This is a genomic window from Micromonospora sp. I033 (assembly GCF_053890995.1).
In genome coordinates this window covers 1-13369 of sequence record NZ_JBSSLX010000162.1, presented here as the reverse complement: position 1 = coordinate 13369, position 13369 = coordinate 1, and the positions used below count along the sequence as shown (strand labels likewise).

The following is a 13369-nucleotide window of genomic DNA, read 5'->3' as shown; positions in this document are numbered from 1 at the left end:
GCGGCGCGCCGCACCCGGGCCAGCCGGTCCCGGGAGGCGGCCAGGTCGGCGTCGGCGGCGGCGAGCCGGTTCCGGGTCGCGCCGAGGGCCTCGGAGAGCATCCCCCGGACCCGCGTCACCAGTTGCGCGCGGACGTCAGCCACGGGACGGCTCCCGATCCTCGGTGTCCTTCGGCAGGTCCCGGCCGAGCCGGTCGAGCAGCACCCCGGTGACCACGCCGGCGGTGACCGCCGGGTCGGCGGCGTGCGGTTGCTCCCGGTCGTCGGCCCGGCGCGGCGGGGGCATCCGGCAGACCCGGGTCAGCAGGGTGTCCAGCACCGGCGGGGGCAGCCCGGGCAGCAGGTCGCGGACCCGCCCGTCCAGCTCCCGGCGCAGCCGGCCCAGGTCGTCGGCGCGCGGCGGGTGGCCGAGCAGTTCGCCGGCGAGGCCGCGCAGCAGCGGCGGGGCGATCGCGGCCAGCCCCAGCCCGACGTCGGCGTGCGCCCGGCGCAGCTCGCGGTGCAGTCGGTCCCGGTCGCCGGCCCGGATGCCGGTCACCACCCGGCGCAGCAGCTCGCGGGAGTCCTCGACCCGCTCGTCCGGCTCCTCCGGCGCGCCCTCCCGGCCGCCGGTCAGCTCCGCCACCCGCACCGCCCACCAGCGCCGCACCGCCGGCTGCTCGTCCCGTTCCGGCGCGGCACCGGGCGCCGGGGGCGCCACCTCGCCCCGGGCCGCGTCGTGCTTCGGCCGGCGCTCCGCGGCCCTCGGCGCGGGCGCCCCGTCGGCGGCCAGCCCGATCGCCGCCAGGTACGCGGACAGCTGCTCCTGCGCCACCCGCAGCGCGTACCCGGCGGTCTCGGCGTGCTCGGTCGCGGCGGAGAGCTCCGGCACCCCCATGGGGTTCGCCGACTCCTGGCGCACCCAGCGCAGCCGCTCGGTGGCCTGGCCGAACTTCTCCAGCGCGGCGGCGAGCTGGGCCAGGGGCAGCTCCTCGGCGGCGGCCCGGACCTGGGCGCCGATGTCCTCGACGATGGACACGACCGGGCCTCAGAGGGTCGAGACGTAGAGCTGCGCCTGCTCGACCGCCACCAGCGTCGCGGCGAGACACTCCTCCAGCTCCTGGCTGGCCTGGGTCAGCGAGGCCTGGGCCGCCTCGACGGTCTCGTGGCCGCTGCCCTCCAGCGCGCCGGCCAGGGTCTGCTGCGCCTCGGCCAGCTTCTCGCCGGCCGCCTGCACCGCTGTCTGCCCGTCTCCTATCTGCTGGAGAGCGACATCGATCGCTGCCTTCAGCTCGGCGACGCTCGCCACGGGGGACCTCCTGGGGGCGGGGGAGATCTCCATTACAACCCATCCCGACGGGTGGGCGAACATCCGCCCTCGCGGCGTTCCTGCCCGGGTGTCCGATTGCCGCCCTGACGTGCGCAAAGGCACTCCGCGCGGTACCCGCCGGTCCCGCCGGCGGGCGCTCGGGTCCCGTCCACGGGACGCACCGGCGTCCCGGGAAGCGGTCAGCGGAGCAGCCAGCGGGGGCCGTGCACCTCGGCCCCGAGCGCGCCCACCCGGGCCCGCAGCTCGCGGTCGGCCGTGACCACCAGCCGGCGGCGGTCCGGCGCGGCGGCGACCAGCTCCACCATGGTGTCGTCGCCGGAGCCGGGCGCGGACACCACGGCGACCCCGGGCACCGGCGGGACGTCGCGGGCCGCGCCCTCGACCACCAGCACCACCTCCACCGGGGGCGGCAGCTCCGGCGGCACGCCCGCCTCGGCGAGGGGCACCAGCGCGTCCCGCAGCCGGGCGGCCGCGCCGGCCCGGTCCCGCCACCAGCCGTCCGGCCGCGAGCCGACCACGTTCGCGCCGTCGACGATCAGCAGCGGCCTGGTCTCCATGCCCCCAGCGTGCCACCCACCCGCGTTTGTCGCGCCGAGCGCCGGGTAGCCACCGCCGACCGTGCCGCGCCATGTCGCGCCCCGGCGGCCGTGCCGACCGACTGCGGAGGACAGAGATGATGGGACCCGGTGACTTCGGCAACGACCCGTGGGACGAGTTCCTGGCCCGGTACTTCGGCCGGGGCGAGGGGGGACGCCGGCCGGCGCACCGGGTCGACATCACCCGGCTGATGACCGCCGACGCGCGGGAGATGCTGGCCGACGCGGCCCGCCGCGCGGCCCAGAAGCACAGCAACGACCTGGACACCGACCACCTGTTGTGGGCGGCGTTGCAGCGCGAGCCGCTGCGTGACCTGATCCGCCGGGCCGGCGCCGACCCGGACGCGCTGGTCAACGCGCTCGGCGGGCGCGGTGAGGGGGCGCCCCGGGGCGAGGTCCCGCCGAACCTGTCGCTCACCCCGGCGGCCAAGCGGGCGCTGCTCGACGCGCACCAGCTCTCCCGGGCCATGGGGGCCAACTACATCGGCCCGGAACACATCCTGATGGCCCTGCCGCTCAACCCGGAGTCGCCGGCCGGCCGGATGCTGTCCGCCGGGCGGATCCAGCCCGAGTCGCTCCAGGCGGCCAGCGCCGAGCGCGGCCCGGGCACCGGCCCGAAGCCGGACCGGGGCACACCCACCCTCGACCAGTACGGCCAGGACCTCACCGACCTGGCCCGGATGGACCAGATCGACCCGGTGATCGGCCGGGCCGACGAGATCGAGCAGGCCGTGGAGATCCTGTCCCGGCGTACCAAGAACAACCCGGTGCTGATCGGCGAGGCCGGCGTCGGCAAGACCGCCATCGTGGAGGGGCTCGCCGAGCGGATCTGCGACGGCGACGTCCCGCAGACGCTGATCGGCAAGCGGGTCATCCAGCTCGACCTGGCCGGCCTGGTCGCCGGCACCCGCTACCGGGGCGACTTCGAGGAACGGCTCAAGAAGGTGATCGACGAGATCCGCGCCCACCGCGAGGAGCTGATCGTCTTCCTGGACGAGATCCACACGCTGGTCGGCGCGGGCGGCGCCGGCAGCGAGGGCGGAATGGACGCGTCCAACATGCTCAAGCCCGCCCTGGCCCGCGGCGAGCTGCGGGTGATCGGCGCGACCACGCTGGACGAGTACCGCAAGAGCATCGAGAAGGACGCCGCGCTGGCCCGGCGGTTCCAGCCGGTGCTGGTCCCCGAGCCCACCGTCGAGGACACGGTCGCCATCCTGCGCGGCCTGCGCGACCGGTACGAGGCGCACCACCAGGTCCGCTTCACCGACGAGGCGCTGGTCGCCGCCGCCGAGCTCTCCGACCGGTACGTCACCGACCGGTACCTGCCGGACAAGGCGATCGACCTGATCGACCAGGCCGGCGCCCGGGTGCGGCTGCGTACCCGCACCCCAGCCGCCGACGTGCGCGACCTGGAACAGCAGCTCGACGAGGTACGCCGGGACAAGGAGCAGGCCGTCTCCGACGAGCAGTACGAGCGGGCCTCCACGCTGCGCGACCGGATCGCCGAGCTGGAGGACCAGGTCCGGCGGGCCCGCGGCGACGAGGGCCCCAACCATGTGCCCGAGGTGGGGCCGAGGGAGATCGCCGAGGTGGTCTCCCGGGCCACCGGCATCCCGGTCAACCAGCTCACCGAGGAGGAGCGCGATCGGCTGCTGCGCCTGGAGGGGCACCTGCACGAGAAGGTGGTCGGCCAGGACGAGGCGGTCAGCGCGGTGGCCGAGGCGGTGCGCCGCTCGCGTACCGGGCTGGCCGACCCGGACCGGCCGATGGGCAGCTTCCTCTTCCTCGGCCCGACCGGCGTCGGCAAGACGGAGCTGGCCCGGGCCCTCGCCGAGGCGCTGTTCGGCGAGGCCGACCGGATGGTCCGGGTCGACATGAGCGAGTTCCAGGAGCGGCACACGGTCAGCCGGCTGGTGGGCGCGCCTCCCGGGTACGTCGGCTACGAGGAGGCCGGCCAGCTCACCGAGGCGGTGCGCCGCCGCCCGTACGCGGTGGTGCTGCTCGACGAGATCGAGAAGGCGCACCCGGACGTGTTCAACATCCTGCTCCAGGTGCTCGACGACGGCCGGCTCACCGACAGCCAGGGGCGCACGGTCAACTTCAAGAACACCGTACTGATCATGACGAGCAACCTCGGCTCGGAGCTCATCACCGGCACCCAGCGCACCGTCGGCTTCGGCGCCGGTGAGCCGGGCGAGCAGGAGACCAGCGAACTGCGGGAGCGGCTGATGCGCCGCCTCCAGGAGAACTTCCGGCCCGAGTTCATCAACCGGATCGACGAGGTGATCATCTTCCAGCGGCTGGAGGCCGAGCAGCTGCGCCAGATCACCGGGCTGCTGCTGGAGGAGACCCGCCGCCGGCTGCACGCCCAGGACATCCAGGTCGAGTTCACCACCGCCGGGGTGGACTGGCTGGCCGAGCACGGCTACCAGCCCGAGTTCGGCGCCCGCCCGCTGCGCCGGGTGATCCAGCGGGAGGTCGACAACCGGCTCTCCCGGATGCTGCTGGAGAACGAGATCTCGCCCGGCCAGCGGGTCACCGTCGACGCGCGGGACGGCCAGCTCGCCATCGAGGTGGGTGCCGGGGACCGCGGGTACACCGCGGCGGCGACGTCCCATCCGCGATGAGGGAAGACGCCCCAGCCCCGACGGATCGGAGGGCGGACATGACCGAACCCGAGGAGACCCGCGAGGACACCGAGCGCAGCGAACCGATCGTCGCACCCCCGACGGCCAACCCGGCCCGGGTCAAGGTGCCGCCGGAGGGCTTGAAGCAGCACACCGACAAGGGCGAGGGCGACCCGACGCCGTCCGGGTCGCCGTCGGAAGAGGAGGCGTGATGGTACGCGAGGCGCGACTCGACCCCGAGGTCGAGGTGATCTGGGACGACTTCCACGCCGAGGTGAACGTCACCTCCGAGCGGCTGCGGCAGTGGTTGCTCACCCGCGGCTCGGGGGAGGAGGCGTTCGGCCCGGACCCGGACCTGGACCTGCCCGAGCCGGGCCGGCGGATCCTCCAGGTGCTCATGAAGCGGAAGGTCGACCTCACCCCGGAGGACATCGACGTGATGCGCGACGCCGTCGACCGGATCCGGGAGCTGGCCGCGGCGAAGCCGAGCCGGGGCAACGCCGACGACGAGTGGCGGCACTCCCTGCTCGACCTGGGCCACGACGTCCTGATCGAACGCTGACCGCGCTCGCGCGGTCGTCAGGAAACGCTGACCGCGCTCGCGCGGTCCTCCGGAAACGCTGACGGCGCGAGGCGACGGCGCCCGGGATTCTCCTCCCGGGTGCCGTCGCCGTCGGCCTATTCGGACTCCATGCTGGGCAGTTGCAGCCCGGCCGCGTCGGCCGCGTCCTGCCGCTCGCTGCGGGCCCGCTCCTCCCGGCTGAGCAGGTTGGCGTACTCGGTGATGTCGCCCGGCTCGGGCACCTCCGGCAACCGGCGCAGGAACGCCTCCAGGTCGGCGGAGGCGGCGGTGTGCGCGGCGGCCGCCTGGCGCAGCAGTTCCCGCTGGTCGGCGGCGGGGTACAGATCAGTCATGCCGCCCAGATACCCGCGCTCAGGCGGTTCGCACCCCGCCCGAGGTGGTCGGCTGCGCGCCGAAGTCCGGGTGGGACAGCAGCCAGGCCAGGTAGTCGGGGTGGTTCGCCAGCGCGTCGGTGTACGCGGCCACCGCCGTCTCCAGCACCGGCTCGGCGACCCGGGCCGCCGGGGCGTCCGGGTGGAAGCCGAGCACCAGCCGCCAGCGCAGCGGCGTCCCGGCCAGCCGGCGGGTCACGAGCCCCGCCACCGGGCGGAACGTCGCCTGGCACAGCGCCACCGCCTCGCCCGCGTCCACGAGGTCCAGGCAGCCCCGCACGTCCGCCTCGTAGACCTTGCGCGGGGTGAAGCCGGCCCGGGCGCAGGCGGCCGCGAAGCAGTCGCCGAAGCAGCCGTCCCCGGGCGCGGCCACCCACTGCTCGCGGCGCAGGTCGATCAGGCGCACCTCGTCCCGGCCGGCCATCGGATGGGCCTGCGGCAGCAGCACGAAGACCGGGTCGACGGCGACCTCCCGCCAGCTCAGCCCGGACTCGGCGGACGGGGTGGCGTCTCCGCAGACACCGGTCAGTGCGAAGTCGAGCCGGCCGCCGGCCACCAGCTGGGCCAGCTCGTCGACCGACCAGGACGCGTAGGTGCTGATCTGCACGTCGGGGCGCTCCGAGGCGAGCCGGTGCACCAGCCGGCCCAGGATCGGGCTGTTCACCCCGCCGAACCGGTAGCGGCTCAGCGGGTCGCCCGCCCCGGCCAGCCGGGCCGCCTCGTCCTGGAGGCCCTTCATGGCCGGCAGCAGTACCCGCGCCCGGTCCAGCACCAGCTCGCCCAGCGCGGTGGGCCGGGCGCCCCGGCGGTCCCGCTCGAACAGCGGCCCGCCGAGGGCCCGCTCGATCCGCTGGAGCTGGGCGGTCAGCGCCGGCTGGGCCAGGCCGAGCGTCGAGGCCGCCTTGGTGACGCTCCCCGTCTCCGCGATCGCGCACACCACCCGCAGGTGTCGCAGCTCCAGATTCATACGGTGACGGTAGGACCACCGAACGGGTGGGCGGAAGGGCCCGACCGCATCGGTATAGCTGTATGAGCCAGCGGTTCAGAGGTCGCGGGGTCGCTCCAGGTCCGCAAGGCGGGTCCGCCGTCCGGTGACCACGTCACGCACCTTGTCCACCACGCCCACCGCCGGCTCGACGATCTTGTTCCACGGCGGGGTGGCCGGGGTGCCCGGGTGCGGTCGGGTCGGCGCCGCCTCCTCGGCGATCTCCCACCGGTTGCCCAGCCGGATCAGCTCCGCGTCGGTGGCCACCTCGCGCAGCGGCGCCAGCAGCGCGGCGACCCGGCTCACGTGCCGGTGCAGCCGGTCGGCGACGTCGGCCACCGCCGGATCGTCCGGCCCGGCCAGTCCCTTCAGCGCGGTCAGCAGGGCGGCGTCCGCCTCGATCTCCCGCTCCACCAGCTCGACGCTCTCCGGCACCGCCGCGCGGGCGGCCGGGAAGAGATACTGCTCCTCGGCGGAGAGGTGCCGGGACACCGCGGCGACGAGCACGTCCAGCACCTCGCGCCGGCGGTCCGGATCCAGGCCCGGTCCGGTGACCTGCCCGGCCAACCCGAGCAGCGCCCGGTGCTCGTGGTCCACGAGGTCGGCCAGGCTCCGGCCGCCCGGCCGGTACGCGTCGTCGGCGGCGGGCGGCAGCGGCGGCAGCGGGACGGTCATGGTGCCCTCCTCGACGGGTGGCGGCTACGGCCCTCCGGGCTCGGCGCGGCGGACGCCGCGCCGCGAACCCGGACAACCGATCGACGGGTGTGGCGGTCCGGCGGTACCCGCCCGCGCGGTTCGCGAAACCGCGCCCCCGACCGGGGCCGACGGGCCGGCCGGGCCGGCTGGTATGAAGAAGCGATGACGAGCGACGCCGCCTCCGCCCGACCGGACCCCACCGACGAGGTCGTGGACCTCTGCCGCGACCTGCTGCGCATCGACACCACCAACACCGGGGACAACGACACCAGCGTCGGGGAGCGTCGCGCCGCCGAGTACGTCGCCGAGAAGCTCGCCGAGGTCGGCGTCGACGCGGAACTCCTCGAGTCCGCGCCGGGCCGGGCCAACCTGGTCGCCCGGATCCCGGGCACCGACCCGGGTCGGGACGCGCTGCTCGTGCACGGCCACCTCGACGTGGTGCCCGCCGACCCGGACGAGTGGTCGGTGCACCCGTTCTCCGGCGAGATCCGCGACGGCTACCTGTGGGGCCGCGGCGCCATCGACATGAAGGACTTCGACGCCATGGTGCTGGCCGTGGTCCGTGGCTGGCAGCGCGCCGGGGTCCGCCCGTCCCGGGACATCGTGCTCGCCTTCACCGCCGACGAGGAGGCCGGCAGTGACTACGGCGCGCACTTCCTCGCCCGGCGGCACCGCCACCTCTTCGACGGCTGCACCGAGGCGATCGGCGAGGTCGGCGGCTTCTCCTACTCCGTGGACGAGTCCCGGCGGCTCTATCTCATCGAGACCGCCGAGAAGGGCATCGACTGGCTGCGCCTGCACGCCAAGGGCCGGCCCGGCCACGGCTCGATGGTGCACGACGACAACGCGGTCACCGCGCTCGCCGAAGCGGTCGCCCGGATCGGCGGGCACCGCTTCCCGGTGGTGATGACCGACACCGTACGGGCGTTCCTGGCGGAGGTCTCCGACGTCCTCGGCATCGAGATCGACCCGGACGACCCGGAGACCGCGATCGCCAAGCTCGGCCCGATCGCCAACATCATCGGCGCGACCATCCGCAACACCGCCAACCCGACCCGGCTGGCCGCCGGCTACAAGGACAACGTCATCCCGGGGCGGGCCACCGCCACCATCGACTGCCGCAGCCTGCCGGGCCAGAGCGAGCTGCTGGAGCGGCAGCTGCGGGAGCTGGTCGGGCCGGACATCGCCATCGAGTACATCCAGCGCCAGCCCGCCCTGGAGACCACCTTCGACGGCGACCTGGTCGAGGCCATGTCCGCCGCGCTGCGCGCCGAGGACCCGGGCGCCCGCCCGGTGCCGTACATGCTCTCCGGCGGCACCGACGCCAAGGCGTTCTCCCAGCTCGGCATCCGGTGCTTCGGCTTCGCGCCGCTGCGGCTGCCCGCCGACCTCAATTTCTCCGGCCTGTTCCATGGCATCGACGAGCGGGTTCCGCTGGACGGACTACAGTTCGGCGTGCGGGTTCTGGACCGCTTTCTCCGCAGCTGCTGACCGTGCCCGTCGCGTCACCGCCGGCGCGGAACCTCCCCCATCGCGAAGGGACTGCCTCACATGACCGACCAGCACGGTGAGCTGGACGCCGCCCTCGAGCGGGTGATCGACGCGGCCCGCGCCCACCTGGCCGCCGTCCGTGCCGCCCAGGGCCGGATCGACGACGACGCCGTCTGGCAGGCGTACGTCAACCTGAACAACGCCTCGTTCGCGTACGACGAGCAACTGCTCGACGCGTTCGGCGAGGTGACCCCCTGGGACGTCGAGTCGATCGACCCGGACGAGGCCGACGAGCGCTTCGGCGGGGCCGAGGGCGTCGAGGCGACCGACCCGCACCCGCGGGTGATCTCCGTGCGGCAGCGGCGGGACTACCGGGTCCCCAGCGTCTCCGCGCTGATCCGGGCGGCCGAGGCGGCCCGCCGCGAGGGCACCCCGGAGGAGGACGAGCCGGCCCCGGTCGAGGGCGTCGGCGAGGCCGTGCTGGAGCTGCTGCAGAGCGGCGACGGCTCGCTCTCCGCGCTGGACGTGCCCGAGCTGGAGCCGCTCGACGGCGTGGTCATGGTCAGCGAGGTCGGCACCCCCGTCGACCTGGAGTCCTTCGACGACGACGACCCGGTCGGCCCGTTCCAGCCGGCCGCCGACGACCGGCTGGTCGGCCGGCTCGACGAGCACCCGTTCCTTGAACTCGACGAGGAGCACGACCACGCCCACTAGGCCGTGACGCCCCCGGGGCCCACCGTGCGGTGCGGCCCCGGGGGACGCCTCGCGTCCGGCCTGGCCGTCAGTAGTCCGGCCCGGCCGTCAGTAGGAGAGACCCGGCTGCGGCTGGTTCACCAGGCGGCGCCGCAGCATGACCTGCCGCGTGCCGTCCCGGTACAGCCGCACCCGGGCCAACTCCCAGCCGGAGAACTCCGCCTGGATCGCCAGCTGCGCCGCGGCGGTCAACCGATCGACGTTCGAGGGCAACCGCAGCGGCGCGTATTCGTAGTCCATGGCCTCTATGCTGCCCAGCTCGGCAGCCGGCCGCCACCCCCTGACGGTGACCCGCGTCGCCCTCTTCGCCGGCCGGCCCGGGCGGCCCGGTTTCAGCCGTCCCGCTCCGGATAGCCCACCGGCACCGCCGAGACGTCGTCGAGCGCGGTGACGATCTCCTCCGGCAGGGTCATCCGCTCCACCTGGAGCGCGCCGAGCAGCTGGCCCACGGTGCGGGCGCCGAGGATCGGCGCGGTCACCCCGGGCCGGTCCCGGATCCAGGCCAGCGCCACCTCCAGCGGCGACACGCCCAGGCCGCCGGCCGCGATGGCGACCGCCTCCACGATGCTGGAGCAGCGCGGCTCCAGGTAGGTGGCGACGAAGCGCTCGAAGTGCGGCGACACCGCCCGTGAGTCCGCCGGGCGGCCGTTGCGGTACTTGCCGGTGAGCACCCCCCGGCCGAGCGGCGACCAGGGCAGCACGCCCAGCCCCATCGCCTCGCAGGCCGGCAGCACCTCGCGCTCCACGCCCCGCTCCAGCAGCGAGTACTCCACCTGGGCGGCGACGACCGGGGCCCGCCCCGGCCAGGCGGCCTGCCAGGCGGCGGCGCGGGCGGTCTGCCAGCCGGAGAAGTTCGACACCCCGACGTAGCGGGCCTTGCCGCTGGACACCGCGTGGTCGAGCGCGGAGAGCGTCTCCTCCAGCGGGGTGTCCGGGTCGTACCCGTGCACCTGCCAGAGGTCGACGTGGTCGGTGCCGAGCCGGCGCAGCGAGGCCTCCAGCGTCCGCAGCAGGTGCCCCCGGGACCCGTCCCGGCGGCGGCCGCTGCCCGGGCGCAGCCCCGCCTTGGTGGCGATGAGCAGATCGTCGCGGGGCACCAGGCTGCCCAGCAGGGACCCGATCACCGCCTCCGCGTCGCCGTCGGCGTACACGTCGGCGGTGTCCACGAGGTTGCCGCCCGCGTCGAGAAAACTCTTCAGCTGGGCGGCCGCGTCGTCGGCATCGGTGTCCCGTCCCCAGGTCATGGTGCCGAGCGCGAGCCGGGAAACCGCCAGCCCGCTTCGGCCGAGCGGTCGCTGTTGCATGGGTGAACCTTATTTCGAACCCGCCGTCACGGATATCCTCGCCCGGAGTCAAGTTCCTGCCCGACCCGCCGGGCGGGTGTGACGTGTTCGAGGTGAGCCGGTGATCCACCGCACCGCCCCCATTGCGTAACCTGATGCGACCTGTGGTGCGGATGGTGGGAGGACCAGTGCGACTCGGGCTCAGCCTCGGATACCAGACGGCGTGGAGCACGCCGGCCGACCACCTGGCGCTGGCCCAGGAGGCGGATCGGCTCGGCTACTCGGTGGTGTGGGCCGCGGAGGCCTACGGCTCCGACTCGCCCAGCATGCTGGCCTGGATGGCCGGCCAGACCGAGCGGATCGACGTGGGCGCCGCGGTGATGCAGATCCCCGCCCGCACCCCGGCGATGACCGCGATGACCGCGGCGACCATCGACGCCCTCTCCGGCGGCCGGTTCCGCCTGGGCCTGGGCGTCTCCGGTCCGCAGGTGTCCGAGGGCTGGCACGGGGTCCGCTTCGCCAAGCCCCTGGCCCGCACCCGGGAGTACGTGGACATCGTGAAGCTGGCGGTGGCCCGCAAGGAGGTCGCGTACGACGGCGAGCACTACACGCTGCCGCTGCCGGACGGCCCCGGGAAGGCGCTGCGGCTGGGCTTCCACCCGCCGCGCGAGCACATCCCGATCTACCTGGCCGCCGTCGGCCCGAAGAACCTGGAACTGGCCGGCGAGATCGCCGACGGCTGGCTCGCCGTCTTCTACGCCCCCGAGTTCGCCGAGGAGCAGCTCGCCTCGGTGCGCGCCGGCCGGGCGAAGGCCGGCAAGGAGCTGGCCGGGTTCGACGTCGTCCCGTCGGTGCCCGTGGTGGTCGGCGACGACATCGCCAGCTGCGCCGAACTGGTCCGCTGGTACGCCGCCCTCTACGTCGGCGGCATGGGCAGCCGGCAGCAGAACTTCTACAACCAGCTCGCCACCCGGATGGGCTACGGCGACGCCGCCCGCGAGGTGCAGGACCTCTACCTGGCCAAGCGGCAGCGCGACGCGGCCGCCGCGGTGCCCATGGAGTTCATCGACCGCACCTCGCTGCTCGGCCCGAAGGAGCGCATCGCCGAGCGGATGCGGGAGTACGCCGCCGCCGGCGTGACCACCCTGTCGGTGACCCTGTTCGTGGCGGACCGGGACAGCGGCGTGCAGACCCTTCGTACGGTCGCCGAGGCGCTGGACCTCTCCGGAGTCGGCGAGTGACCTGGGTCGAGGCCATCGTCCTGGGCATCGTCCAGGGGCTCACGGAATTCCTGCCCGTCTCGTCCTCCGGGCACCTGCGGATCACCTCGGAGATCTTCTTCGACCGGGACGCCGGGGCGTCGTTCACCGCGGTGACCCAGCTCGGCACCGAGGCGGCGGTGCTCATCTACTTCTTCAAGGACATCTGGCGGATCGTCCGGACCTGGATCCTCGGCCTGACCGACCGCTCGGTGCGGTCCAGCCTCGACTACCGCATGGGCTGGTACGTCATCGTCGGCACCATCCCGATCGGCATCTTCGGGCTGCTCTTCAAGGACCAGATCCGCACCGCCGGCCGGAACCTGTGGCTGGTCTCCACCACGCTGATCATCGGCGCGATCGTGCTCGCCTTCGCCGAGTACTGGGGGCGGCAGACCCGAACGCTGGAGAACTTCCGTATGCGCGACGGCGTCATCATGGGCTTCGCCCAGGCCGCGGCGCTGGTCCCCGGTGTCTCGCGCTCCGGCGGCACGCTCAGCGCCGGGCTGCTGCTCAACCTCACCCGGGAGACGGCCGCCCGCTACTCGTTCCTGCTGGCCATCCCGGCCGTGGTGATCTCCGGGGTGTTCAGCATCCCGGACGTCTTCGAGCCGTCCGCGCCGGGCACGTCCGCACCGAGCGTGGCGCAGATGGTCGTCGCCACGGTGATCGCCTTCGGCATCGGGTACGCGGCCATCGCCTGGCTGCTGCGCTACGTCGCGCACCACACCCTCTACCTGTTCGTCCTCTACCGGGTGGCGCTCGGCTCCCTGGTCCTCTGCCTGCTCCTCACCGGCACGATCGACGCCACCTGACCTGACCCTCAGACGCCGCTGGCCGGCACCCCGTGTTCGGGGTGCCGGCCAGCGTTGTTTGCTTGGGTCAGCTGTTCCAGTACTGGGCGACGATGTCGGCGGCCTGCTGCTCCCACTGGGCGTAGGCGTCGGGGTAGGCCGAGACCTGCACGGTCTGGGCGGCCTGGGTCAGCGGCATGTCCTGCCAGCCGTCGACCTGCTTCAGGCCCTTGAGGAAGGCGAGGGTGGAGTACTCGGGGTCGGTGATCTGCTCCGGGGTGCCCCAACCCGAGCTCGGGCGCTGCTGGAACAGGCCCAGCGAGTCGTGGTCATTGCGGTCACCCAGGTGACCCAGGTTCTCCAGCTTCGACTCCTGCAGGCTCGTGGCGATCGAGATCACCGCGGCCCGCTCCGGCAGACCGGCCTTCTTCGTCGCGGCGATGATCGCCTTGGCGTTGGCGGTCTGCTCGTCGTTCAGGTCAATCTTGGACTGGGTGCCCTGCACGCCGTGCGGGATGAGCTTGTCACCCTGCACCGCCACCGCGACCGGCTTGGTGTCAACCGGCTCGGCGTGGGCGGCGATCGGACCGGCGAAGACGCCACCGGTGAAGGCCAGACCAGCA

General features: G+C 73.9%; 16 protein-coding genes. 7 read left to right on the top strand and 9 right to left on the bottom strand.

The genetic code is table 11. The features are described from left to right. Window positions 1-135: 135 nt before the first annotated feature. From ACW0Q9_RS22685 to ACW0Q9_RS22675, 3 genes are all read right to left on the bottom strand, one after another. Window positions 136-1017, bottom strand: coding sequence for a hypothetical protein (locus ACW0Q9_RS22685; protein ID WP_456184453.1), 882 nt, complete (start codon window positions 1015-1017; stop codon window positions 136-138). 9 nt (window positions 1018-1026) lie between these two features. Next, entirely contained in the window at window positions 1027-1287 is a 261-nt protein-coding gene (locus ACW0Q9_RS22680) for a hypothetical protein (protein WP_007076395.1), read from the bottom strand. Between the two features lie 200 nt (window positions 1288-1487). Next, window positions 1488-1865 (bottom strand): hypothetical protein, encoded by a 378-nt coding sequence (locus ACW0Q9_RS22675; protein WP_456184450.1) that lies wholly within the window; start codon window positions 1863-1865, stop codon window positions 1488-1490. 116 nt (window positions 1866-1981) lie between these two features. On the opposite strand from ACW0Q9_RS22675, the gene ACW0Q9_RS22670 reads away from it, so the two are divergent. The 3 genes from ACW0Q9_RS22670 to ACW0Q9_RS22660 are packed head-to-tail and all read left to right on the top strand — an operon-like array spanning window position 1982 to window position 5093. Continuing rightward, entirely contained in the window at window positions 1982-4531 is a 2550-nt protein-coding gene (locus tag ACW0Q9_RS22670; RefSeq protein ID WP_456184448.1) for an ATP-dependent Clp protease ATP-binding subunit, read from the top strand. A gap of 38 nt (window positions 4532-4569) precedes the next feature. Further along, a complete protein-coding gene (locus ACW0Q9_RS22665; protein WP_456184446.1) occupies window positions 4570-4743 on the top strand; it encodes a hypothetical protein in 174 nt (57 codons plus the stop codon). Beyond that, window positions 4743-5093: a DUF3140 domain-containing protein gene (locus ACW0Q9_RS22660; protein ID WP_456184444.1), complete on the top strand. Its 351-nt coding sequence runs from the start codon at window positions 4743-4745 to the stop codon at window positions 5091-5093. The genes ACW0Q9_RS22665 and ACW0Q9_RS22660 overlap by 1 nt, the downstream gene beginning before the upstream one ends. Window positions 5094-5209: 116 nt before the next feature. On the opposite strand, the gene ACW0Q9_RS22655 is transcribed toward ACW0Q9_RS22660, so the two are convergent. From ACW0Q9_RS22655 to ACW0Q9_RS22645, 3 genes are all read right to left on the bottom strand, one after another. Beyond that, complete coding sequence (locus tag ACW0Q9_RS22655) at window positions 5210-5446, bottom strand: hypothetical protein (RefSeq protein WP_456184442.1); 237 nt, start codon at window positions 5444-5446, stop codon at window positions 5210-5212. A gap of 19 nt (window positions 5447-5465) precedes the next feature. Further along, window positions 5466-6452: a LysR substrate-binding domain-containing protein gene (locus ACW0Q9_RS22650; protein ID WP_456184440.1), complete on the bottom strand. Its 987-nt coding sequence runs from the start codon at window positions 6450-6452 to the stop codon at window positions 5466-5468. Window positions 6453-6527: 75 nt separating this feature from the next. Then, on the bottom strand, window positions 6528-7145 hold the full coding sequence (locus ACW0Q9_RS22645) for a hemerythrin domain-containing protein (RefSeq protein WP_456184438.1): 618 nt from the start codon (window positions 7143-7145) through the stop codon (window positions 6528-6530). A gap of 183 nt (window positions 7146-7328) precedes the next feature. Here ACW0Q9_RS22645 and ACW0Q9_RS22640 point away from each other — a divergent pair, with 183 nt between their 5' ends. Together ACW0Q9_RS22640 and ACW0Q9_RS22635 are read left to right on the top strand one after the other, a co-directional pair. Then, complete coding sequence (locus ACW0Q9_RS22640; RefSeq protein ID WP_456184436.1) at window positions 7329-8657, top strand: M20/M25/M40 family metallo-hydrolase; 1329 nt, start codon at window positions 7329-7331, stop codon at window positions 8655-8657. Window positions 8658-8717: 60 nt separating this feature from the next. Then, window positions 8718-9371, top strand: a complete 654-nt coding sequence (locus tag ACW0Q9_RS22635) for a hypothetical protein (RefSeq protein WP_355637706.1) — start codon at window positions 8718-8720, stop codon at window positions 9369-9371. A gap of 87 nt (window positions 9372-9458) precedes the next feature. Here the strand turns inward: ACW0Q9_RS22635 and ACW0Q9_RS22630 are convergent, their stop codons facing one another. Together ACW0Q9_RS22630 and ACW0Q9_RS22625 are read right to left on the bottom strand one after the other, a co-directional pair. Continuing rightward, window positions 9459-9650 (bottom strand): DUF5703 family protein, encoded by a 192-nt coding sequence (locus ACW0Q9_RS22630; protein ID WP_212836622.1) that lies wholly within the window; start codon window positions 9648-9650, stop codon window positions 9459-9461. Between the two features lie 92 nt (window positions 9651-9742). Beyond that, window positions 9743-10714, bottom strand: coding sequence for an aldo/keto reductase (locus ACW0Q9_RS22625; protein ID WP_456184433.1), 972 nt, complete (start codon window positions 10712-10714; stop codon window positions 9743-9745). 167 nt (window positions 10715-10881) lie between these two features. On the opposite strand from ACW0Q9_RS22625, the gene ACW0Q9_RS22620 reads away from it, so the two are divergent. Together ACW0Q9_RS22620 and ACW0Q9_RS22615 are read left to right on the top strand one after the other, a co-directional pair. Further along, the gene (locus ACW0Q9_RS22620) at window positions 10882-11934 is read left to right on the top strand and encodes an LLM class F420-dependent oxidoreductase (RefSeq protein WP_148431359.1); all 1053 of its coding nucleotides are present in this window, start codon (window positions 10882-10884) and stop codon (window positions 11932-11934) included. After that, a complete protein-coding gene (locus ACW0Q9_RS22615; protein WP_456184431.1) occupies window positions 11931-12767 on the top strand; it encodes an undecaprenyl-diphosphate phosphatase in 837 nt (278 codons plus the stop codon). Before ACW0Q9_RS22620 ends, ACW0Q9_RS22615 begins: the two co-directional genes overlap by 4 nt. Before the next feature lie 67 nt (window positions 12768-12834). On the opposite strand, the gene ACW0Q9_RS22610 is transcribed toward ACW0Q9_RS22615, so the two are convergent. Beyond that, window positions 12835-13369, bottom strand: a 535-nt coding sequence (locus ACW0Q9_RS22610) for a hypothetical protein (protein ID WP_456184429.1), incomplete at its 5' end; no start/stop codon positions are given.

Excerpts from the sequence above, each read along its gene's own strand:
- ACW0Q9_RS22675 (WP_456184450.1), bottom strand. The coding sequence starts at position 1,865 with ATGGAGACCAGGCCGCTGCTGATCGTCGACGGCGCGAACGTGGTCGGC.
- ACW0Q9_RS22670 (WP_456184448.1), top strand. The coding sequence starts at position 1,982 with ATGATGGGACCCGGTGACTTCGGCAACGACCCGTGGGACGAGTTCCTG.
- ACW0Q9_RS22665 (WP_456184446.1), top strand. The coding sequence starts at position 4,570 with ATGACCGAACCCGAGGAGACCCGCGAGGACACCGAGCGCAGCGAACCG.
- ACW0Q9_RS22660 (WP_456184444.1), top strand. The coding sequence starts at position 4,743 with ATGGTACGCGAGGCGCGACTCGACCCCGAGGTCGAGGTGATCTGGGAC.
- ACW0Q9_RS22655 (WP_456184442.1), bottom strand. The coding sequence starts at position 5,446 with ATGACTGATCTGTACCCCGCCGCCGACCAGCGGGAACTGCTGCGCCAG.
- ACW0Q9_RS22650 (WP_456184440.1), bottom strand. The coding sequence starts at position 6,452 with ATGAATCTGGAGCTGCGACACCTGCGGGTGGTGTGCGCGATCGCGGAG.
- ACW0Q9_RS22645 (WP_456184438.1), bottom strand. The coding sequence starts at position 7,145 with ATGACCGTCCCGCTGCCGCCGCTGCCGCCCGCCGCCGACGACGCGTAC.
- ACW0Q9_RS22640 (WP_456184436.1), top strand. The coding sequence starts at position 7,329 with ATGACGAGCGACGCCGCCTCCGCCCGACCGGACCCCACCGACGAGGTC.
- ACW0Q9_RS22635 (WP_355637706.1), top strand. The coding sequence starts at position 8,718 with ATGACCGACCAGCACGGTGAGCTGGACGCCGCCCTCGAGCGGGTGATC.
- ACW0Q9_RS22630 (WP_212836622.1), bottom strand. The coding sequence starts at position 9,650 with ATGGACTACGAATACGCGCCGCTGCGGTTGCCCTCGAACGTCGATCGG.
- ACW0Q9_RS22625 (WP_456184433.1), bottom strand. The coding sequence starts at position 10,714 with ATGCAACAGCGACCGCTCGGCCGAAGCGGGCTGGCGGTTTCCCGGCTC.